Below are 20,865 nucleotides of genomic sequence, written 5' to 3' on the forward strand. Positions count from 1 at the left end.
TCGGGCCAAGACGAAAAAGCCCGGGCAATGCCCGGGCTTTTTTTGGCTAGACGAAACGGCTGGTTTGCAGGGGGCAACCCTTACGAAGGGTATCTCTGTCGACTTCCCCGCGAGGCCCGCCCTCACCCCAGCCATCTCCCCACTGGAGACGGAGCAGAACGCTCAGCGCAGGCCGGTTTCGTTGCGGGCGATCACGATGCGCTGGATCTCGCTGGTGCCCTCGTAGATCTCGGTGATCTTGGCGTCGCGGAAGTAGCGCTCCAGCGGCATCTCCTTCGAGTAGCCCATGCCACCGTGGATCTGCACCGCCTGGTGGCTGATCCACATCGCCGCTTCCGAAGCGGTGAGCTTGGCGATCGCCGCCTCGGTGCCGAAGCGCCCGCCGTTCTTCTCCGTCTCGCCCTTGGCCCACGCCGCGCGCAGGGTAAGCAGCGTGGCCGCGTCCAGCTTGCACTTCATGTCGGCGATCTTGGCCTGGGTCATCTGGAACGTGCCGATCGGCGCGCCGAATGCCTTGCGGTCGCGCGACCACTGCAGCGTGGCCTCGTACGCGGCACGGGCAATGCCCACCGCCTGCGAGGCGATGCCGATGCGGCCGGCGTCCAGCACGCCCATCGCAATGGCGAAACCCTTGCCTTCCTCGCCCAGCAGGTTTTCCTTCGGGCACACGTAATCGTTGAATTCGATCTCGCAGGTCGCCGAGGCGCGGATGCCGAGCTTGGGCTCGGTCTTGCCGGCGTGGAAGCCCGGCCGCTTGGTGTCGATGATGAACGCCGACACGCCCTTGGCGCCGATCCCCGGCGTGGTGATCGCGAACAGCACGATGTAGCGCGCCACCGGACCGGACGTGATCCAGCTCTTCTTGCCGTTGATCACCCAGTCGCCATCGGCGTTCCTGGTCGCACGCGTGTGCATGGCCGAGGCATCCGAACCGGACTGCGGCTCGGTCAGCGCGTAGGCGCCGATCGCCTCGCCGGAGGCGATGGCGCGCACGAAGGTCTGCTTCTGTTCCTCGCTGCCGTGCTTGAGGATGCCGTTGCAGAACAGCGAGTTGTTGACCGACATGATGGTCGAGGTGGCCGCATCGGCCGCGGCGATCTCGATCATCGCCAGCACGTAGGCGATCGGGTCCATGCCCGCGCCGCCATATTCGGTCGGCACTTCGATGCCCATCAGGCCGAGCTGGCCCATTTCCTGGATGTTCTGCAGCGGGAACTCACCCTTGGCATCCAGCTCGGCGGCCACCGGCGCGATGCGCTTCTGCGCGAAATCGCGGGCGATCGACTGGATCGAGAGCTGGTCTTCGGTGAAACGGAAATCCATGGGGCGGCTCCAAGGCTTGGCGAAGCCCGCTAGTTTAACCGACCCTCATGCGCGCCCGTAGGGTGGGGTCACGCTTGACGCCCACGCCACCGCCGCCTAGCCTATCCATCTTCGCATCGCGATGAAAGGATGAAAATGGATCTGGCGACCGCCTCCGGCGTCCTGCGCCTGCTGGCCGATCCCACCCGCGTGCGGCTGCTGGCATTGCTGGAGCGCGAGGAACTGACCGTGGCCGAGCTGGCGCAGGTGCTGCACCTGGCCCAGCCGCGCGTGTCCACGCACCTGGCCAAACTCAAGGAAGCCGAGCTCGTGCGCGATCGCCGCGCCGGCGTGTCGGCCTACTACCGCGCCAATAACGAGGGCGACTCGCACCAGCACGCCCTGCTCCACTCGCTGCGCGAGAGCATCGACGATGCCCTGTTGCGCGAGGACGCTGCCCGCCTGCCATCCGTGCTGGCCAATCGCGCCCGTGCGGAAGGCTGGGCCGATACCGTCGCCGGCGACATGGAACGCCACTACTCGCCCGGCCGCACCTGGGAAACCCTTGCCCGCTCGCTGCTGCAGCTGCTGGAAACCGGCGACGTACTGGACATCGCCTCGGGCGACGGCATCACCGCCGAGTTGCTGGCCCCGCACGCGCGCTCGATCGTCTGCGTGGATTCGAGCGACCGCGTGGTTGCCGCGGCCGCACAACGTCTGAAGGCCTTTTCGAACGTGGAAGTGCGCGAGGGAGACATGCACGCGCTGGACCTGGGCAAGCGTCGCTTCGACCTGGTGCTGATGCTGCACGCACTGACCTATGCCGAACGCCCGTCCCAGGCCGTGGCCGAGGCGGCGCGCCTGCTCCGCAGCGGTGGCCGTTTGCTGGCGGTGACGTTGGGCAAGCACGACCATCGCACCGCGGTCGAGCCGTTCGACCACCGCAACCTCGGCTTCACGAGCGAGGAGCTGTCGGGTCTGGCCACCGACGCCGGCCTGAGCGTGTCCAGCTGCGTGCGCCTGAGCCGGGAGCGCAAGGCGCCGCACTTCGAAGTGATCAGCCTGCTGGCGCGCAAGCCGTAATCGATCCTTCCCCCGCGCGCGGGGGAAGGTGCCAAAGGGCGAATGAGGGGGCCCGCCTCATGCCCGCACAGCCGAGAAAACACCATGTCCACCCTGCCCTGGCTCCATCCCGATCGCGTCGCCCAACTCGAACGGGCGCTGCGCGAGCGCATCCTGATCCTCGACGGCGCCATGGGCACCATGTTGCAGGGCCATGCGCTGGACGAGTCCGGCTTCCGCGGCGAGCGCTTCGCGCATGGGCATGACGACCAGCACGACCACTCGCACCCCGGCAGCTGCGACCTCAAGGGCAACAACGACCTGCTCTCGCTTACCCGCCCGGAGCTGATCCGTGGCGTGCACGAGGCCTATCTCGATGCCGGCGCGGACCTGCTCGAGACCAACACGTTCAATTCCACCCGCATCAGCCAGGCCGATTACCACCTCGAGCACCTCGCCTACGAATTGAACCTCGAAGGCGCACGGCTGGCGCGCACCGCCTGCGATGCCTGGACCCTGAAAACGCCGGACCGGCCCCGCTTCGTCATCGGCGTGCTCGGGCCGACCAGCCGTACCGCGTCGCTCTCGCCGGACGTCAACGACCCGGGCTTCCGCAACGTCACATTCGAGGAGCTTGCGGCCAATTACCGCGAATCCGCCGCCGGCCTGATCGACGGTGGCGCCGACGTCGTGATGGTGGAAACCATCTTCGACACGCTCAACGCCAAGGCTGCGCTGTTCGCCCTGTCCGAGCTCTTCATCGAACGCGGTGCGCGCGTGCCGATCATGGTCTCCGGCACCATCACCGACCGCTCCGGCCGCACGCTCTCGGGCCAGACCGCCGAGGCTTTCTACTATTCGATCGCCCACGCCCGCCCCCTCGCCGTGGGCCTGAACTGCGCGCTCGGCGCCGCCGACCTGCGCCCGCACGTGCAGACCCTGGCCGACATCGCCGAGTGCTACGTCAGCACCCATCCCAACGCCGGCCTGCCCAACGCCTTCGCCGAATACGACGAGACGCCCGCGCAGATGGCCAGCGTCGTCGCCGGGTTCGCGCGCGACGGCCTGCTCAACCTGGTCGGCGGCTGCTGCGGCACCACGCCGGCGCACATCGCGGCGATCGCCGAGGCGGTGCGTGACTGTGCGCCGCGCAGGTTGCCCGGTGCCGTGCAGGAGGCGGCATGAGCGCCGCCTACCCATTGCCTCTCCCCTCCGGGGAGACGGTCGGGGTGAGGGGCCGCTCCAGCAAAAAGCCCGCATCCACGTCCGCTCTTTTGCAGTTCTCCGCAAGCCCCGTCCCCTCACATCGATCCTCTCCCCACGCCGGAGAGGAGGCCAACGCAAACGCATGACCACCATCCGCCACACCCGTCTCTCCGGCCTCGAACCGCTGGTCATCACTCCCGACCTGCTCTTCGTCAACGTCGGCGAGCGCACCAACGTCACCGGCTCGGCGCAGTTCAAGAAGCTGATCAAGGAAGACCGTTACGAAGAAGCGGTGGAAGTCGCGCGCCAGCAGGTCGCCAACGGCGCGCAGATCATCGACGTCAACATGGACGAGGGCCTGATCGATTCGGAGGCGGCGATGGTGCGCTTCCTCAACCTGATCGCCGCCGAGCCCGACATCGCCCGCGTGCCGGTGATGGTCGACTCCTCCAAGTGGAGCGTGATCGAGGCCGGCCTGCGCTGCCTGCAGGGCAAGGGCATCGTCAACTCGATCTCGATGAAGGAGGGAGAGGAAGCGTTCCTGGAGCAGGCCCGCAAGGTGCGCCAGTACGGTGCGGCCGCAGTGGTCATGGCTTTCGACGAGGAAGGCCAGGCCGACACCGCCGAGCGCAAGGTGGCCATCTGCGCGCGCGCGTACCAACTGCTCACCGGGCAGCTCGACTTTCCTCCCGAAGACATCATTTTCGATCCCAACATCTTCGCCATCGCCACCGGCATCGAGGAGCACAACAACTATGCGGTGGACTTCATCGAGGCCACCCGCGAGCTGAAGAGGCGCTTTCCGGCCAGTCACGTTTCCGGCGGCGTTTCCAACGTGTCGTTCTCCTTCCGGGGCAACGATACGGTGCGCGAAGCGATCCACTCGGTGTTCCTGTACCACGCGATCAAGGCCGGCATGGACATGGGCATCGTCAACGCCGGCGCGCTGGCGATCTACGACGATCTCGATCCGGTGTTGCGCGAGCGCGTGGAAGACGTCGTGCTCAATCGCCGCGCCGATGCCACCGAACGATTGCTGGACGTCGCCGACAACTACAAGAAGAAAAAAGGCGAGGCCGTCGTCGAGAACCTCGCCTGGCGCGACAGGCCCGTGCGCGAACGGCTCAGCCACGCACTCGTCCACGGCATCGACCAGTTCGTGGTGGAAGACACCGAGGAGGCGCGCCAGCAATGCACGCGCCCGCTCGATGTCATCGAGGGTCCGCTGATGGACGGCATGAACGTGGTCGGCGACCTCTTCGGCGCCGGCAAGATGTTCCTGCCGCAGGTGGTCAAGTCCGCCCGCGTGATGAAGAAGGCGGTGGCCTACCTGCTGCCCTACATCGAGGAGGAAAAGGCGCGCACCGGCGACACCGGCAAGAACAACGGCAAGATCGTGATGGCCACGGTCAAGGGCGACGTGCACGACATCGGCAAGAACATCGTCGGTGTGGTGCTCCGCTGCAACAACTTCGACGTGATCGACCTGGGCGTGATGGTGCCCGCGCAGAAGATCCTGGAAACCGCCATCGCCGAGAAGGCCGACATGATCGGCCTATCGGGCCTGATTACCCCTTCGCTGGAGGAGATGGGCCACGTCGCCCGCGAGATGCAGCGCCAGGGCTTCACCGTGCCCTTGCTGATCGGCGGCGCCACCACCTCGCGCGCGCATACCGCGCTGAAGATCGAGCCGCATTACAAGGCGCCGACCGTGTGGGTGAAGGACGCCTCGCGCGCGGTGGGCGTGGCGCAATCGCTGGTGAGCAAGGAACTGGTGGACAGCTTCATGGCCAAGGTCCGCGCCGAGTACGCCGAGGTGCGCGAACGCCATCGCCATCGCGGGCCCGGCAAGCAGCTGGTGCCACTGGAGAAGGCCCGCGCGCAGCGCTTCACCTGCGACTGGGCCGCCTATGACCCGCCGCAACCGGCCAGGCCCGGCCTCACCGTGTTCGACGATTACGACTTGGCCGAACTGCGCGGCTACATCGACTGGACGCCGTTCTTCCAGGCGTGGGAACTCGCCGGTCACTACCCGGCGATCCTCACCGACGAGGTAGTCGGCCCGCAGGCGACCGAGCTGTTCAACGACGCGCAGAAGATGCTCGACCGCGTCGTCGCGGAGAAGTGGCTGACCGCCCGCGCCGTCATCGGCTTCTGGCCTGCCGCCAGCGTAGGTGACGACATCGAACTTCGCCCGTCTCCGACGGGAGAGATGGGCCAGTCGGTCATGCTGCACCACTTGCGCCAGCAGGCGGACAAACCCGTCGAACGCCCGAACCTCTGCCTGTCCGATTTCATCGCCCCTGGCACGTATGGCAAGCGCGACTGGATCGGCGGCTTCGCCGTCACCGCGGGGCTCGGCATCGAGCCACACCTGCAACGCTTCCATGCCGAACACGACGACTATTCCTCGATCATCCTCAAAGCCCTGGCCGACCGCCTCGCGGAAGCGTTCGCCGAGCGCATGCACGAACGCGTGCGCCGCGAGTTCTGGGGCTACGCGTGCGATGAATCGCTGGACAACCAGGCTTTGATCGCCGAGAAGTACCAGGGCATCCGACCGGCGCCGGGTTACCCCGCCTGCCCCGACCACACCGAGAAGACCACCCTGTTCCGCCTGCTCGACGCCCAGGCCAACGCCGGCATCGAACTCACCGAGGGCTTCTCGATGTACCCGGCCGCGGCCGTCTCGGGCTGGTATTTCTCCCATCCGGGCAGCCAGTACTTCGTGGTAGGCCGCCTGACCCGCGAACAGATCGAGGATTACGCCAGTCGCAAGGGTTGGAGCCGCGCCGAAGCCGAACGCTGGCTCGCCCCCAACCTCGACTACGATCCCGATTAGGCCTTTGCAGGCGCGTTTTGGGCGCGACCGCGGTGTCCCGGCGAACGGCCGCGCATGGCGGTCGCACACAGGGTGGGTGCTACCGGGACCCGGTCCAGGGTGCAGGCCTACCGCGCCGATGGGACCCGTGCGCGATGATGCGCGGAGCCCGGTACGTCAGGTTCCTTCCGCGATTCCGTGCCTGCGCTGGCGCAAGTGCACCACCAGGTTGTAGACCGAGACGAACACGGGGAAGAAATTGGAAAGAATGCCCACCGAGTCGTTCTTGCCGACCGTGAAGTAGGCAAGCAGCAGCGCACTCCCGAATACCGACAGCCACCAGAACGCCAGGGGCATCACCACCCGCTTGTACTTGCGCGTGTAATACAGCTGCACGAACCAGCGGCTGGTGAACATGAAGGTGCCGACGAAACCGACCAGCTTCCATGGCGTCAGTTGGAAATGCTGCAGCGCGTGCAGGATGGGAGCGAAAAGGTCCATGGGATCGGCGCCTGCCTGAAAGGCGGGCATTCTAACCAACGCCGCCTTGGTTCGACGTGGCCATTGACCACACCTGCAAGCCCCCGTATAGTTGCGCGCTCTCGGCGGGCGATTAGCTCAGCGGTAGAGCACTGCCTTCACACGGCAGGTGTCGCAAGTTCGATCCTTGCATCGCCCACCACGCATAAAAAAAACCCGGCCTCGCGCCGGGTTTTTCTTTAGGTGCTCCCGAACACCTGTCAGCCGCCGCAACTGCCTCCGACGGCGATCGGACGGATCGTGGCCCGGCCGGACGAAGACAACAGCAGTTCAGAGCCGGGCACGGCCTGCGTGCTCTCTCCGACGGTGTCGTCTCCGGACTTGGAGCAGATCAGGAAATGCAGTGGCTGGTCACCCACCACCGACCCTTGCTGGTTGAAACCGACGTCGTCTACCGCCGCGCCGGTGTCGTCGACCAGGAGGATGCTGATGCCTGACTGGGCCTGCGTGACGCGTTGCACCTCGTCCGCCGCGCTGAACGTGGCGGTCGGCCCCGGTGCGGTCTCGCGATAGACCACCCACCCCCCCTCGAACGCGTTGGAGCCGGTGCAGGCGGTGCCGTCCGTGCTGCCGCAGATTTCCGTGACCACCCGCCGCGTGATGGCGTCGTTGCGGGCGTACTGCAGGTCGGCCAGGATCGCATTGGACTGCGACGTGACCGCATTGCGCCGCGCGAAGCTGCGAAAGTTGGGCAGCGCGATGCTCGTCAGGATGGCGAGCACGACGATGGCGACCATCAGCTCGATCAGGCTGAAGCCGCGTGCCGCCCTGGATGCCTGCATGCTCATGGTTTGCTCCCCGCACCGCAGAACTGTGAAATTCGCTGCCGGGCGCGCAGCTTGGCTTGCCCACGCTGTTCGGCGTCAAGCTTGGTGGCCGCGTCCGGACTGCCACCGCTTACCACCATGCGGTTCTGTTCCAGCAGTTTCAGGTCATTGCGGGCGGCTTCGCACGAGTGCTGGCGGTAGGCCGCCTGCGCCTTTTCAAGCTCTGCCGAAGGCTCGGTAGGCACGTCCGGCGGCGGCGGTGCCGGGGCAGCCTGGCTGCCCTCCTGTCCCTCGAGCACAAGCGCTTTGGCCTTGTGGCCCGGCGGCGGCGAGGCGCTGAAGTGGACCGTGCCGCTGGCGTCGGTCCACTTGTAGTAGGTGCCGTCCTGCGCCACGGCGGCGAGGCACAGCGACGCGGCCACACAGCCGATCAGAAGCCTGGCGCGAACCATGCTCAGCGTCCCCAGCATGCCGGGTCGTTGGCGGTGGTACCGGTCGACCCCTGTCGCCCCGCCTGGTCCAGCGTGAACGTCTGGCACTGCGCGTCGTCCCTCTTCTGCGTTCCGGTGGCACTGGCCACGATCTTGAAGGTCGTGCTCGAGGTACTGGCTGGGTCGACTTCCACCGTGTAGTAGGTGCCCGCGATGGAACTGTTGGCACCCAGTTGGGTCAGGTCGTCGGTATACGCGTTGTTGCTGTACAGGTAACGCTCCTGCCTGGCGGCCAGGTCGGTCACCGCACGTTGCGCGTCGACGCGGTGGGAACGCACCGCGTACCTGCGGTAGGACGGAACCGCGATGGACGCCAGGATCGCGATGATGACCAGCACGATCATCATCTCCATCAGCGTAAAACCCTGCTGCCTGCGCATGCGGCGCTCCTTATTTGTCCAGCGGTTCATGCCAGGATACCTCGCTGCTGAGCACCGACTTGAGGGTGGTGATCTCCTTGCAGATGATCGCGCCCGTGGACGTCTGTACGCAGGCGGTCAACTTACTCTTACCGGTGCCTTCGCCTACGTGCAGGCTCGGCGGCGCCGGCAGGCCCGGCCCCAGGTCGGTGGACTTGTTCACTGCATCCTTCCCACCACTGGGTGTGGTGCCGAAGAACTGTTCCGTCGGGCTTGCCGTACCACTCTTGTAGTTGAGGCCATAGAGCGCGCCGCGGCCCACGTCGGTACAGGTGTCCGTGCCCGGGAAGAACGTGGTGGTGAGCAACACGCCGCCGAGAAGGCCCTGTGCGCTGACCACACGCTCGGCCGGCGTCTTGTCGGTGGTGGTGGTCGGCGCGGTCAGCTCCTGGTACCAGCCCAGGCGATTGACCGAATCGAAGCTGCCCAACAGCTTGTCGAACGTGTCGATGTTGGTGCCGCTGTCGTCGGTTGCGCCGCTCACCGAGTCGTCGGTGAACACCTTGATGCCGGTGACATCCAGCAGGTCGGACATCGCCAACGGCAAGTTGTCGCACAAACCGCTGGTCTTGCCGCTATCGCACTGCCGGTCACTGGCAGACAGCAATGACGTGTCGATGAGTCCCACGATTTTCTGCTGCGCAGTCGAGGCCAGATCGGTCTTGGTGTAGGCACGCCCGGTGCCGAAGAACACCATGGGCGCGCCGCGGTCGTTTCGGCCTACCGTCGGGCGGACGGTGATCGGCAGGTCCAGGTCCGAAATGACTCGCTGCGGCATCCAGTTGTCCGGGTCCGGATCGGGTTTGCCGTCACTAATGAAGCTCAGCTTCCATAGCGAACCGCCGAAGTCGTTGGCCCCCTGGTCCTGCACGCTGCCGAAGTAGAGCCCTTCCGAACGGCCGTCCAGGTTGTAGTCCGAGGCGATCAGGTCGCCCGCGAAACTCTTGACGCCCGGGGTCGGTTCGGCAGTCGTCGCGCCGATGGTGGCCAGGTCGAAGGTCTTTGCCGGCGTGGACGAACGCATTGTGGACGTCAGGTCTTCCAGGTCGTAGGCACGGATCTTCAGAGACGTGGTCGCCACGGCGTTGCCGCCCTCGGTTTTGCCCACGCCGCCGTTGTCCGTCGTGCCCGAACCGGTGAAGAGGAAGAACTTGTTCGGGCTGCCGGAGGTGTTGTCGCGGAAGATCGCTGCCGCGGGGATCGACGAGGTGTACGTGTCGACCACCTTGGTGATGTCCGCACACGACGGCACGGCAGCACTCGTACCGCACTTGAGGTCGGTACCCGAGAGCGTGGTATTGGTCAGCTCGGCCAACAACACTGGCGCCTTCTCCGGGTTGGTCACGTCCAGCACGACGTAGGCAGAGAAAGAGTTCTGCGTGGCCGTGGTGCTGTCGGTCGCGGTATTGACCGAGATCGGACCGCCACCGAAGCGGAACGGCACGATCAGGATGGTGCCCCAGCCGTCCGGATGGTCGGTGTCGTCGGCAAACACCTTCACGTCCTGGGCGATCGGGCTGCCGTCGACGTAGAAGTTGTGCTTGTAGTCGGGGTCGGCCAGCCAGCGCAGGTGCGGCAGCAGGTTGCCCGGCACATAGGCCCACAGCTCGCCGCCCAGTGGATCGGCCGTCACCGTCTGGGTGGTGTCGGTCGGGGTCAGCTGCAGCTTCTGCTCCTTCGCGTTGTAGAAGCCGCCGTTGAAGGCGTGCAGCATGCCGTCATTGGCGCCTACGTACACCACCTGGCGGCGGCTGCGGTAGTGGTCGCGGAACGTGCCGTAGCTGGTATCGCCGTACAGCAGGTCGAACGCCTCGGACGGGGTACCCACCACCACCGGCGTCGAGTCCACGATGTCACCCAAACGCAGGGTGCGCAGCGTGCCGTCGTTGTTGTAGTCGACCGTGCGCGAGCGCCACAGCGCGGTGCCCTGACTGTCCTTGTCGGCCACTTCGTAACCGCGGATCCAGGCCACGATGCGCTTGGCCACCGAAGGGTCGGCCGTGTTGAGGTAGCGGAAATTGCCGGTGCTGGTCGTGGTCGTGGTGCCACCGGATTTGCTGGTGCTCTGACTGCCGTAGAAACCGCTGCCCGCGCTGGTGCCGCTGAACACGAACGGCTGCTGCTCGTTGGCATCGACCACGCCGTCGTGATCGGCGTCGATCCAGGTGAAGATGTAGCGCCCGCCGCTGGTCAACCCGGTGTAGCTGCGGTTGCTGCTGGTGAGGTCGGTGGTGTTCACGCCGGTGTTGAACCCGGTGGCCCACAGCTGCTCCTGCGCGCTCCAGACGGTCCTCAACTCATCGAGTCCGTGATCGGTGATGGTGGCCTTGGTCTTGTCGAAGATCGTCACCGGCGAGCCGTCGGCGCTACCGGGCATGATTTCCCGGTGGAACTTGGTCTGCCCGTCGTTGGGGTCGTAGTAGAACTCGATCACCGGGTCGACGTCGTAGCCATCGAGCGTGGCCACGCCGCTGGAGAGACCGTTGCCGTTCTCGCGGAGCCGGCCGAAGCTGTCGGTCCACAGGCCGTTGAGCGTGCCGTTCCAGTCGGCTGCGCGCTCGTTGGCGTCCTTGCGCTCGGCCTGGTAGAGCGCCTGGTAGACCAGGCCCACGCCCTTGGCGCTGTTGGCCACCACCGCCGCGGCCGTACCGGAGCCGGCGCGCTTGAGGATGGCGTCGAACGTGCGCGACAGGCGATCGGAAAGCTGTGCCGGGTTGCGCACCAGGAAGTAGTTGTCGGGAATGCCGTCCTGTCCGGCCGCGCCCGTGTCGTTGACGATGGCGTCCCATTCAGCCGAATCGGCACGGTCGGGCTTGTTGTCGGCGTTCTGGTCGGCGAAGCCGCCGTACTTGGCCGCGAAGAACAGCGGGTTCTCCAACGGAAGCTGTTCGGCCGGACCGGTGCTGTACTTCTCCACGGAAGGCTGCGTCCAACTGCGCGCACCGCCGTAATCGCCGAACAGCAGGCTGCCATTGGTATTGCCCGGACGCAGCACGGTGAACTTCACGCCGCTCACGTCCTGATTGCCGCTGTTGAAGGCGCCGGCGGTCGTGTAGCCAACCTGCAACGCGTTGCCTGCATAGGCCGACAGCGACTCAGTACGGACCAGGATCTGGCTTTCCTGGGTCGACTTGACGTTGTTGCAGGCGTTCGACGTGGTCCCTTCGCAGATGTCGGCCGTGCCGTCCTTGTTGCCGTCGTAGCTGCAGCCGCTGCCCTTGCAGAAGGTCAGCATCTCGACCACGTCATTATCGTGGTCGTTACCCCACTGGGAATCTTCCCAGGTGATGGTGAAGCTGCCGCTGATCGGTTCGCCATTGGCGTCGAGTGTGTACGGCAGGCCAAACACGTGACAGGGCGCGCTGGAACCGCCGCAGCTACCTGCGTTCTTGGGTGACTGGTTGCTCACTACTCTGAGCCAATCGCTCTGCGAGAGCGTGGTCGAGGTCCGGGTACCGATCGTCAGGTTGCCCAGGTAGCAGCTGCGCCAGCCGTTGGCACTGTTGAGGCTGGCCGAACCGTCGTTGTTCGCTTGGCAGGCCGGCGTGATGGTGATCAGGTCGGTCGTGCTGGCACTGGCGCGCACGCTGATCTGGAAGGTCGGCAGGGTTTCGGCCAGCGCGATCGCGTAGGTCTGCACCTTGGTCTTGCCGGGTTTGGACGGACGAAGGTCCGGGCGCATGTCGTTGGTCCAGGCCTCGTAGGCCAGACCAGCGAGTTGATAGCCGCCCTCCAGCGAAGGGATGTCCGGGCAGATGCCGAAGGTGGTCGAAAGATCGGCGATGAATTTCGGCGTGCAGACGTCCTGGTAGGTCGTGGACGTAAGCGCGCCCACGCGGCCGACCAGGTACTTGGGCGGTTTGCCGCTCAGCGCACCGGAAAGATCCTCGTTGATGCCCACGTCGGTAGTGGCCGCGTTCGCCTGCTTGGGCAGGCCCTCGACCGTGGGAATCTGGTCACTGTCGAACGAGTTCAGACCCGTGGAGATCAGCACGATGCTGCAGTTGGCGCAGTAGGCGTTGCCGCCCTGGCTGGGGTCGCGGTAGGGATCGAGCCAGCTCGCCCGCGGCAGGCCGGTGATGATGCTCGCATCACTGACGTTGAACGTACTGGTCGCGGACTTGCCCTTGATGTAGCGCAGGGCTTCGGCATACATCTCGGCGAGCGGGTTGCCCGAATCCTTGCAGTTGTATGCCGTGGTGTTGCCGCTGGCGCCATCCGGATCGAGCAGGTGGCCGTTGGCACCCTTCACGTCGCGCTGCAGGATGCCGTAGGTGTTGCAGTCGGAGTAGACGTCGTTGGACGGATCCCACGAGGTGAGGCGGAAGCGCCGGAGCGTATTGATGATGCCTTCGTTGCCGTCCGCCTGGTTGCAGAACTGTCCCGTCTGCAGGTTGATCTCGTCGACCTTGCCGGCAGTGTTGGAGCACGCGGTACCGGGCACGTTGCCGGCCAGCAGGCCGATGTTCCGGCGCAGCATGCCGCCCGCACGGGGCGCGCTGTAGGTGCCGGTGATCAGGCCGAAGCGCATCTCGCCATTCTGACCGTAGCGCTGCAGCAGCCCGTAGGGCTTGTAGTGGGTTGCCGTGGTGCCGTCGCTCTTGGTTTCGACGTACGCCTTGCAGAAGCTTTCGCGCACCGCGCTGCTGCTGGGATCGCAGACTTCCACGCGCACGGTGTAGACGTAGTTGCCCAGGCCGTCGCTGGTCTTGGAGGGCGAATCGGACTTGTTGATGTCCGCGCCGCTCTGGGTGATGTCCTCGCGCCAGCGGCACTGCTCACGGGCGGTCGAGGCCCACTCCGAATACGCGCCCTTGGCCACGCGCAACTGCGGCGCGCCGGTGAGGGTCGGCGTCACGTTGCACATCGACAGGCCGTTGCTGCTGGTGTCCGAGGTAGTGAACGGCGTGAACGAATTGACGTCGGTACCCAGGTATACCTTCGACCAGGCGTGCAGGTCGCTGGGGATGTAGGCGCGTTCCAGCACCGTCCTGTCGGCATCGTCGGTGGACCGGTTGCCGCCGTACAGCACGTAGCGCAACACGTCGATACGGCTCATCGCGGCCCAGTTCAGGAAGTTGCCGCTCCAGGTCTTGCCGTCGCACTCGTGCGCCTTGCCGTTGCCATTGGCATCCGTGGCCGCCGCGGAGGCCTTGAACTGGCCGCTGCCGTACCCGTAGCAGAGGTTGGGATCGAAGTAACCGGAGTAATCGAACTTGTCCTGGTAGGTGATATCGACCACGCCGTCGTTGTTCAGGTCGGTGTAGTCGGTATAGGCCTTGATGTAGAGCTGCTCGTCGCGCGACATCACCAGCATCACCAGCGGCGGGACGGCGCCGACGTTGAGCAGCGGGTAAGCGGTGTAGTTGTCGGCGTTTGACTTGTCGCCGTTGCTGGTGGTCGAAATCGGCGCGTCCAGCCCTACCGGCGTGGAAGTGGTGCCGCCACCGCTGCCGCTTCCGCCTGAGCCGCTGCCCGCGCGCGCCACCGGCACGACGCTGATGCCCGCCGTCAGCGTGATGAGGAACAGCGCCGCGATCGTGCGCAAGGATGCGTGGAGGGTTCGCATGGGATGTTTCCCTATTGCTTCAGTTGCGGATCGATTGGCGGTACTGGGCCATGGTGACGGCACGGCCGTCCCCCGGCACGGTGCCAACGCTCATCACTTCGAAATACATGCTGCCGCCACCGGCCGCGGCGCCACCGCCGATACCGCGGTAGCCGGCCGCCTGGGCGCCGCCGGAGCCTTCGGCGAGCACCGTGCCGTCGGGCACGATCGAGACCGTGGCGGTGATGTCGCGCGAACACCCGGTGCTGGTCACGTCGCACATCGACAGGATCGCGTCCGGGTGCCAGGTGTTGGTGTCGTAGCGGTTCTCGGCATCGAGCCCGCCGCAGCCCGGCTCCAGGTTGCCGTAGAACAGATCCACGTCGCCGGCGCAGTTCTTCTGCAGGCCGTTCTTGAAGACAGTCAGCATCTGGTTGGCCAGCTGGAAGTCGAAGTCATCGTCCGGCAACGTGCCGCCGAGCTGCTCGGGCCAGCCTCGCTGGAAGACATGCTCGTCGAACACGGAGATCGGGACGGAGCGCAGCGTCTCCGAAGCCTCGAACGCCTGCTGATGGCGGGCCACGTTGGTCACCAGGCGCATTTCCATCAAAGTGCCGCGCATGGCGATGACCGCCACCAGCGAGAGCACCACCAGAAAGACGAGGCCGACGAAGAGCGCGATGCCGCGCTGGCGGGAGCGGGTCATGTGCATGTTCATCGGGAAGCCACCAGCATGCGGGTGCGGTTGCGCAGCTGCACCACCTGGGTCAGCGGCGTACGGGCGAATTGCCAGGGCTTGGTCCCGGCCACCGAGAAACTCGCGCAGCCGGTCGTCGTGGTCGAGCCATCGTCGACCTTGTAGGTGCAATTGCCCACACGGAACGTGCCGGTGTGCGGCATCGACATGTCGCGCTGCTGCGATACGGCCACCAGGCCCACGTCGACCGTGATGACCCGCGACCATTCGTCGGCCGCCACGGTGCTGGCGTCCTCGTAGGCCGTGGGCACGATCTGGCTCATGTCGGTGCCGGTAATGCCGTAGCGGAACTGCAACTGCTCGATCCCTTCCACCAGCGGCTCCTCGGTGAGGTTGCCAGTGCTGTCCAGGCGCATGCGCATCAGCGTCGGGATAGGGTTGCCATCGTCATCGCCTGCGTCGCAGTGGGACGTATCGGTACCGCCGTCGGGATCGCTGCAGGGGCGCAAGTAGTACATGTCCAGGCGGTAGGGATAGACGTAGCGGCCGATCGCGGATGCCGGCGGAGTGGTCGGCACGCTGTCGCTGCCCACGAACAGCGCGGCCTGCTGGCCGATGGCCGATACCAGGTACACCTGCTTGGGCTCGGCCGAGATCGTCGAACTGGCAGCCGGGTCCATGCCGTCGGCGTCGACGTAGCGCGTGACCAGCACGTCCGAACCCTTGACGTAGTCCTTGTCGTCCACGCAACCGGCGATCGGGAAAGTCGCGCCGCCATCGTAGCCATAGACACCCTGCCGGGTGTTCAGGATCCAATCCTTCTTGCAATCGCCGCGCGGCGTCACCGAAGGACTGCCGGTGACCACGCTGCCGGGGTTGCCGCCCCAGAAATCCGCCATGCGCAGCGACCAGCCGATGCGGTCGGAGGCGAAGCGCATGTTCTGCTGCAGGATGTTGGTGCCCTGCTGCAACTGGTAGGACTTGCGGTTGGCCAGCAGCACCTGGATCAGGCCGGCGACCACGATCAGGCCGAGCACCATGGCGATCATCATTTCCACCAGCGAGAAACCGGCGGATCGGCGGGAACGGTTCGACCGCATGCGTGGAGTCCTCATGGCAGCATGCTGAAGCTGAAGGTGCCGTTGTCGGCGGCAGTCAGCTGCTTGTCACCGTTGAGATCCAGGCCATTCCAGGACACGGTGACAGTGAAGGTGCCGAGTTTGGCGTCGCGGGTCACCGTGGCGGCCGGCGCGCCCTGGGCTCCGATCGTGCTGCTCTTGAGCCGGGCCAGCCATTCCTTCAGATCGGTCTTGGCCTGCTCGCACGGCTGGTTGCTGGCACAGGCCGCCGGATCCGGCGCGACAGAACCGTCGTAGAGGTAATAGCTACTGCTGCCGTCGGCCGGATCGACGCCTTGCGGGTTGGCACGCATGGCGTCGGCCAGGCTGCGCGCCTGGATGATCGCGTTGGTACGCGAACTCGATTCCTTGGTGAACTGGGCGCCCTTGGTCTGCAGCAGTGCCAGGCCAAGCATGCCGATGCCGAACACGACGATCGCGACCATTACCTCGACCAGCGACACGCCGCGCTGGCTGCGCGCGTAACGATTCATTCCAGCCCCCTTCCGGATCACGCCGATCCCAGCATAGGCGACCATGCATCAGCCGCCAGACCCCGGCGGACGAAAGGCAGGTTTTTCCCGACGAGCGGCATCCGTCCCCTGGGCGGATGCGGCCTGCGTCACACCATCTGGGCCCGGCTGCCGACCTCCACGCGATTGCGTCCGGCATCCTTGGCGCGATACATCGCGTTGTCGGCGCGCCGAACCAGTTCGGCAAGGTCGTCGACGTCATGGTCGGCCACGGCCGCGCCGACGCTGGCGGTGATCTGCAGTCCGGGGGCCAGATTGGCCAGCGGCAGCGACTCGACTTTCCGGCGCAGGCGCTCGGCGATCTGCAGGGCGACTTCCGGGGTGGTGTCCGGCAGCACCACCAGGAATTCCTCGCCACCCAGCCGGCCGATCATGTCGAAGCGGCGCAGCGCCTGCTTGCAGGCCTGGGCGACGCGCACCAGCACCTGGTCGCCGACCGCGTGCCCGAAGGCGTCGTTGACGCCCTTGAAGTGATCCACGTCCAGCACCAGCACGCACAACGACTCGCCGTTGGCCCCGGCATGGGCGAGCGCCTGCCGGGCCAGTTGTTCGATGTGCCGGCGATTCGCGATCCCGGTGAGCGGATCGGTCATCGCCAACCGGTGCAGCTTGCGCGAGCGCCGGAACTGGCGCGCCGCGAGCCACAACAGCAACACGATCAACACGCCGCCGAGCACCAGCGCCAGGCGCTGCCAGTGCCGCACCCGTTCGAGCGACTCCAGTTGCTGCTCCTTCAATGCACGATCCGCCGCCAGACGGCGGTTTTCCTGCTCGCGCTGGGCGGTCTGGAACTGGTAGTTCATCAGCGTGGCGTTGTCCGAGTGCGCCTTGCGGTCCAGCGCCTCGTGCACCGTGACCAGCCGGCGCAGGTCCGCCACCGCGAGATCCAGATGGTCGAGCGCCTGGTAGCTGCGCGCGCGCGCATCGAGCAACTCGGCCAGGTAGCGCAGGTTGCCGCTTTCCTGCAGCAGCTTTTCGGCCTGGTTGTATTCGTCGATAGCCTCGGCCTGCTTGCCCAGCCCCGCGTGCGCCTCGGCGGTCTGCAGGAGGATCATGTCGCGGTTGGAACGGTCGCCCATGCGGGCGAACCCCGGCTTGGCCAGGGCGAGCTCTTTCAGCGCCTCCTGATAACGACCTTGCAGATTGTCGACCTGCGCCAGCCCCAGGTGGATGCTCGCGCCCCGCGAGCGGCTGTCGACCGCGTGCGCCAATGCCAGCGCCTTGCGCAGGTGCCGCTCGGCCGCCGGCTGGTTGCCGGCTTCGCTTTCGAGGAAGCCCAGCTCCATGTGCGCGGCGAGTTGCTGCGCGCGATCGTGTCGCTGTTCGCCCAGCACAAGCAGCTTGTCCAGGTACCCGCGCGCCTGCGTCTCCTCGCCCAACCGGCGATAGGCCACGGCGATGTTGAACAGGTTGTCCTCGCTCTCGACCGGCGCACCGCTGGTCGCGTAGAACTTCTGCGCCTCGAGAAAATCCACCAGCGCCAGGGCATGTTCGCCGAGCAGCGATTGCACGCTGCCGCGCCAGGTCAGCCCATCGGCAACCAGCCGCTGGTCTTCGTGCTGGCGCGCCAGCGTGATGCCGGCGTCGTAGTCGGCCAGCGCATCGCGTGGCGTGGTCAGCGCTTCCTGGTTGGCGCCGCGGCAGAAGTGGAAGTTGACTTCGGCCTCGACGTAGCCGAGGCGACGGGCATCCTCGATGCCCTTGTCCGCGTACGCGATGGCCTGTTCGGGTGAGGTGTCCAGCCCGAGGATGCAATACATGTAGCGGTAGCGAAGCTCGCGCCGTGCATCGCCCGCCGGCACCAGGCTTTTCATGTGCTCCAGCGCTTCGAGCACGCCCGCCTGGGTGTCGGGCGAGATTTCGCCGCGCTCCAGCCGGCCGGCGTACTGGTCGAACGCTGCCGCTTGGTCGGGCGGCACCGCCGCAAACGCCCTCCCCAGGAAAAGGCAGAGGATCAATATCGACACTGCCCGCAGCAGCGGCTTTGCTCTGGCAGTGGCTATGGGCAAGGCTGAGGAATCCGTTGGGCGCCCTTTCCCTGGCGAGCTCTAGGCGGTATGCCTCCTTTTGTAACGGCAGGAGACCCGGAGACTGTAGTGGGCGGCGTCCCCTCCATCCATACGCCATCCACCGCAGTCGCCAAGCTTGCCACGCCTGATGCGCTTGCGTGCACCCCGATCGATCCGTAGAATTCCCGCCTCTTTGCCGGAATAGCTCAGTTGGTAGAGCGGCGCATTCGTAATGCGTAGGTCGTAGGTTCGATTCCTATTTCCGGCACCAGTAAAATCAAGGGCTTGCGCAGGTTGCCGCCTCCGCAGGCCCTTGTCATTTCTGGCTTTGCGTAACGATTGCCTAAAGTGGCAGCTCAGGGCGGCCGGTCCACAGGACGACTAGCTCAGAAACACGCGGACGCAGCGGCCCACTGTTTCGCAGGCCGCTGCGATCGCTGCTGGTCGGGGTGGGAAATTCGACCTTTGTGGCCCCTATCGCCAGGCGTCGCCACAAGCGTGGCGAGCGTGAGGAGACCGGCCGCGTCGCGTGGCCACCGGACAGCTACTGTGGCGATCACCCGCTATGCAGCACGCACGGCGATTCTGCAGAGTGTGACTCGCGTCCAGCTCCCCATGTAGGCGATTTCTGATTCTGTTCCGCAAGCCGTTGCGCTTGGCGCGCGAGGTATAGCGTTTGAGGTGCTCCGTGTGGAGCTCAAAGGACGAGGGACGCACATGAAAGGCAAGCTAATAGCTCTGCTCGCGCTCGTGATTCTGGGTCTAGCCGTACCCGTCGCTTCGATGGCGGCCGTGCAGTACGCGCGGTCGGTGATCTATCTGAGCAGTACCGGTCACGTGATCGGGCAACAGATCCTTTACTGCAACAACGTGGCCGAACACGCAGGAACACTGAACGTGTCGAATCCGTACCGAATCGAGGAACAATTCAGCTGCGGTGACAAGTACATCAGCTGCGACATGCTCAACGGGGTGGAGTCGTGCTACCCGACCGCGTGGGGCGACTACACCTATGACATGACTTATTTCCGCGCTCCGCTCGGACTGACCCAATCGCAGTGGTGTAACGATCCGGGGATGAACCACCCTTGGGGAAGCCATCCGTCCTGCGGTATGCCGGCACCCTCGCGAGATACATACGCGTTTTCCAGTTTCACGGGCGGCTGGGGCACCCCATAAGACGCTTCACGGTGGGCCGCGCGTCGGCCCACCCATCGGGTACTTAGGGCGCGGCCGCTTCAGTAGCCGAGCGGCCTACATACTTCTCCAGCAATGCATAGGTCGTAGGTTCGATTCCTATTTCAGGCTCCACCATGAAAAGCCCGCGCGAGCGGGCTTTTTCTTTGCAGAGGCGCCCCGCGTCAGAGGCTGGCGGGGACGTTGCCGCCATCCAGGCGCAGTTCGCGCGGCAGCGCGAAGGTGATCGTTTCGGCCTCGCCCTGCAGCTCGCGCACTTCGCCGGCGCCCCAGGACTGCAGCCGGGCGATCACGTCGCGCACCAGCTTGTCCGGCGCCGACGCGCCGGCGGTGATGCCGATGCGCGTGACGCCATCGAGCCAGGCACGGTCGATGTGCTCGGCGCCGTCGATCAGGAACGCGCGCACGCCCTGCTTCTCCGCCAGCTCGCGCAGGCGGTTGGAGTTGGAGCTGTTGACCGAACCTACCACCAGCACCAGGTCGACCGCTCCGGCCAGCCGGCGTACGGCGTCCTGGCGGTTCTGCGTGGCGTAGCAGATGTCGTCCTTGCGCGGCCCCTCGATATCCGGGAAACGCGCGCGCAGGGCCGAGATGATTGCCTTGGTGTCGTCCACCGAGAGCGTGGTCTGGGTGACATAGGACAGCTGGTGCGGGAACCGGGGCGTGAGTCCGGCCACATCCTCGACCGACTCGACCAGCAGGATCTCGCCGCTGTTGGCGGGATTCCACTGCCCCATGGTGCCTTCGACTTCCGGATGGCCGGCGTGGCCGATCAGTACCACGCTGCGCCCGGTGCGCCCCAGGCGCGCGACCTCCATGTGCACCTTGGTGACCAGCGGGCAGGTTGCGTCGAACACCTTGAGCGCGCGCTGCCCGGCTTCCTCGCGAACGGCCTGCGATACGCCGTGGGCGCTGAAGATCACGGTGGCGCCATCGGGAACCTCGTGCAGCTCCTCGACGAAGATGGCGCCGTCGGCGCGCAGCTTCTCCACCACGTAGCGGTTGTGCACAACCTCATGGCGCACGTAGATCGGTGCGCCGTAGGACTCCAGCGCACGCTCGACGATGGCGATGGCGCGGTCGACGCCGGCGCAGAAGCCGCGGGGATTGGCGAGCAGGATATCCATGGGAGTTTCGCAGAAGTGGGACGGATTC

At 65.8% G+C, this 20,865-nt stretch carries 15 protein-coding genes and 2 tRNA genes; 6 read left to right on the plus strand and 11 right to left on the minus strand.

Translation table 11 applies throughout. The annotated features are described in order from the left end of the window. Positions 1-162: 162 nt before the first annotated feature. On the minus strand, positions 163-1,323 hold the full coding sequence (locus LQ772_RS10250; RefSeq protein ID WP_231320636.1) for an acyl-CoA dehydrogenase family protein: 1,161 nt from the start codon (positions 1,321-1,323) through the stop codon (positions 163-165). Positions 1,324-1,458: 135 nt separating this feature from the next. Between LQ772_RS10250 and LQ772_RS10255 the strand changes: the two genes are divergently transcribed. From LQ772_RS10255 to metH, 3 genes are all read left to right on the plus strand, one after another. After that, positions 1,459-2,385: an ArsR/SmtB family transcription factor gene (locus LQ772_RS10255; protein WP_231320637.1), complete on the plus strand. Its 927-nt coding sequence runs from the start codon at positions 1,459-1,461 to the stop codon at positions 2,383-2,385. 84 nt (positions 2,386-2,469) lie between these two features. Then, on the plus strand, positions 2,470-3,549 hold the full coding sequence (locus LQ772_RS10260; protein ID WP_231320638.1) for a homocysteine S-methyltransferase family protein: 1,080 nt from the start codon (positions 2,470-2,472) through the stop codon (positions 3,547-3,549). 163 nt (positions 3,550-3,712) lie between these two features. Then, positions 3,713-6,412 (plus strand): methionine synthase, encoded by a 2,700-nt coding sequence (gene metH, locus LQ772_RS10265; RefSeq protein WP_231320639.1) that lies wholly within the window; start codon positions 3,713-3,715, stop codon positions 6,410-6,412. A gap of 156 nt (positions 6,413-6,568) precedes the next feature. On the opposite strand, the gene LQ772_RS10270 is transcribed toward metH, so the two are convergent. Next, a complete protein-coding gene (locus tag LQ772_RS10270; protein ID WP_231320640.1) occupies positions 6,569-6,892 on the minus strand; it encodes a lipid-A-disaccharide synthase N-terminal domain-containing protein in 324 nt (107 codons plus the stop codon). A 106-nt stretch (positions 6,893-6,998) separates the two neighbouring features. Here LQ772_RS10270 and LQ772_RS10275 point away from each other — a divergent pair. Then, a tRNA-Val gene (locus LQ772_RS10275) sits at positions 6,999-7,073 on the plus strand. Between the two features lie 58 nt (positions 7,074-7,131). Here the strand turns inward: LQ772_RS10275 and LQ772_RS10280 are convergent. The 8 genes from LQ772_RS10280 to LQ772_RS10315 form a co-directional block, all read right to left on the minus strand. Next, entirely contained in the window at positions 7,132-7,719 is a 588-nt protein-coding gene (locus LQ772_RS10280) for a GspH/FimT family pseudopilin (protein WP_231320641.1), read from the minus strand. Then, on the minus strand, positions 7,716-8,168 hold the full coding sequence (locus LQ772_RS10285; protein WP_231320643.1) for a DUF4124 domain-containing protein: 453 nt from the start codon (positions 8,166-8,168) through the stop codon (positions 7,716-7,718). Before LQ772_RS10285 ends, LQ772_RS10280 begins: the two co-directional genes overlap by 4 nt. After that, a complete protein-coding gene (locus LQ772_RS10290; protein ID WP_231320645.1) occupies positions 8,153-8,569 on the minus strand; it encodes a type IV pilin protein in 417 nt (138 codons plus the stop codon). The genes LQ772_RS10285 and LQ772_RS10290 overlap by 16 nt, the downstream gene beginning before the upstream one ends. 10 nt (positions 8,570-8,579) lie before the next feature. Next, positions 8,580-14,177, minus strand: a complete 5,598-nt coding sequence (locus LQ772_RS10295; RefSeq protein WP_231320646.1) for a pilus assembly protein — start codon at positions 14,175-14,177, stop codon at positions 8,580-8,582. A gap of 19 nt (positions 14,178-14,196) precedes the next feature. Then, positions 14,197-14,862, minus strand: a complete 666-nt coding sequence (locus tag LQ772_RS10300) for a PilX N-terminal domain-containing pilus assembly protein (RefSeq protein WP_231320648.1) — start codon at positions 14,860-14,862, stop codon at positions 14,197-14,199. Between the two features lie 8 nt (positions 14,863-14,870). After that, on the minus strand, positions 14,871-15,953 hold the full coding sequence (locus LQ772_RS10305) for a PilW family protein (protein WP_231320650.1): 1,083 nt from the start codon (positions 15,951-15,953) through the stop codon (positions 14,871-14,873). An 11-nt stretch (positions 15,954-15,964) separates the two neighbouring features. After that, the gene (gene pilV, locus LQ772_RS10310) at positions 15,965-16,465 is read right to left on the minus strand and encodes a type IV pilus modification protein PilV (protein WP_231320652.1); all 501 of its coding nucleotides are present in this window, start codon (positions 16,463-16,465) and stop codon (positions 15,965-15,967) included. A gap of 128 nt (positions 16,466-16,593) precedes the next feature. Next, positions 16,594-18,423: a diguanylate cyclase gene (locus LQ772_RS10315; RefSeq protein WP_231320654.1), complete on the minus strand. Its 1,830-nt coding sequence runs from the start codon at positions 18,421-18,423 to the stop codon at positions 16,594-16,596. A gap of 285 nt (positions 18,424-18,708) precedes the next feature. Between LQ772_RS10315 and LQ772_RS10320 the strand changes: the two genes are divergently transcribed. Together LQ772_RS10320 and LQ772_RS10325 are read left to right on the plus strand one after the other, a co-directional pair. Next, positions 18,709-18,784, plus strand: a tRNA-Thr gene (locus LQ772_RS10320). A gap of 446 nt (positions 18,785-19,230) precedes the next feature. Continuing rightward, positions 19,231-19,692 (plus strand): hypothetical protein, encoded by a 462-nt coding sequence (locus LQ772_RS10325; protein WP_231320656.1) that lies wholly within the window; start codon positions 19,231-19,233, stop codon positions 19,690-19,692. 182 nt (positions 19,693-19,874) lie between these two features. On the opposite strand, the gene ispH is transcribed toward LQ772_RS10325, so the two are convergent. Then, positions 19,875-20,837: a 4-hydroxy-3-methylbut-2-enyl diphosphate reductase gene (gene ispH / locus LQ772_RS10330; RefSeq protein WP_231320658.1), complete on the minus strand. Its 963-nt coding sequence runs from the start codon at positions 20,835-20,837 to the stop codon at positions 19,875-19,877. Positions 20,838-20,865: the final 28 nt, after the last annotated feature.

The sequence above is a fragment of the Frateuria edaphi genome, from assembly GCF_021117405.1.
In the GTDB taxonomy this organism is placed as follows: Bacteria; Pseudomonadota; Gammaproteobacteria; order Xanthomonadales; family Rhodanobacteraceae; genus Frateuria_A; species Frateuria_A edaphi.

Coding starts and splice junctions, on each gene's coding strand:
- LQ772_RS10260 (WP_231320638.1), top strand. CDS start 2,470: ATGTCCACCCTGCCCTGGCTCCATCCCGATCGCGTCGCCCAACTCGAA.
- LQ772_RS10285 (WP_231320643.1), bottom strand. CDS start 8,168: ATGCTGGGGACGCTGAGCATGGTTCGCGCCAGGCTTCTGATCGGCTGT.
- LQ772_RS10270 (WP_231320640.1), bottom strand. CDS start 6,892: ATGGACCTTTTCGCTCCCATCCTGCACGCGCTGCAGCATTTCCAACTG.
- metH (WP_231320639.1), top strand. CDS start 3,713: ATGACCACCATCCGCCACACCCGTCTCTCCGGCCTCGAACCGCTGGTC.
- LQ772_RS10325 (WP_231320656.1), top strand. CDS start 19,231: ATGAAAGGCAAGCTAATAGCTCTGCTCGCGCTCGTGATTCTGGGTCTA.
- LQ772_RS10295 (WP_231320646.1), bottom strand. CDS start 14,177: ATGCGAACCCTCCACGCATCCTTGCGCACGATCGCGGCGCTGTTCCTC.
- LQ772_RS10290 (WP_231320645.1), bottom strand. CDS start 8,569: ATGCGCAGGCAGCAGGGTTTTACGCTGATGGAGATGATGATCGTGCTG.
- pilV (WP_231320652.1), bottom strand. CDS start 16,465: ATGAATCGTTACGCGCGCAGCCAGCGCGGCGTGTCGCTGGTCGAGGTA.
- LQ772_RS10300 (WP_231320648.1), bottom strand. CDS start 14,862: ATGACCCGCTCCCGCCAGCGCGGCATCGCGCTCTTCGTCGGCCTCGTC.
- LQ772_RS10305 (WP_231320650.1), bottom strand. CDS start 15,953: ATGCGGTCGAACCGTTCCCGCCGATCCGCCGGTTTCTCGCTGGTGGAA.
- LQ772_RS10255 (WP_231320637.1), top strand. CDS start 1,459: ATGGATCTGGCGACCGCCTCCGGCGTCCTGCGCCTGCTGGCCGATCCC.
- LQ772_RS10280 (WP_231320641.1), bottom strand. CDS start 7,719: ATGAGCATGCAGGCATCCAGGGCGGCACGCGGCTTCAGCCTGATCGAG.
- ispH (WP_231320658.1), bottom strand. CDS start 20,837: ATGGATATCCTGCTCGCCAATCCCCGCGGCTTCTGCGCCGGCGTCGAC.
- LQ772_RS10250 (WP_231320636.1), bottom strand. CDS start 1,323: ATGGATTTCCGTTTCACCGAAGACCAGCTCTCGATCCAGTCGATCGCC.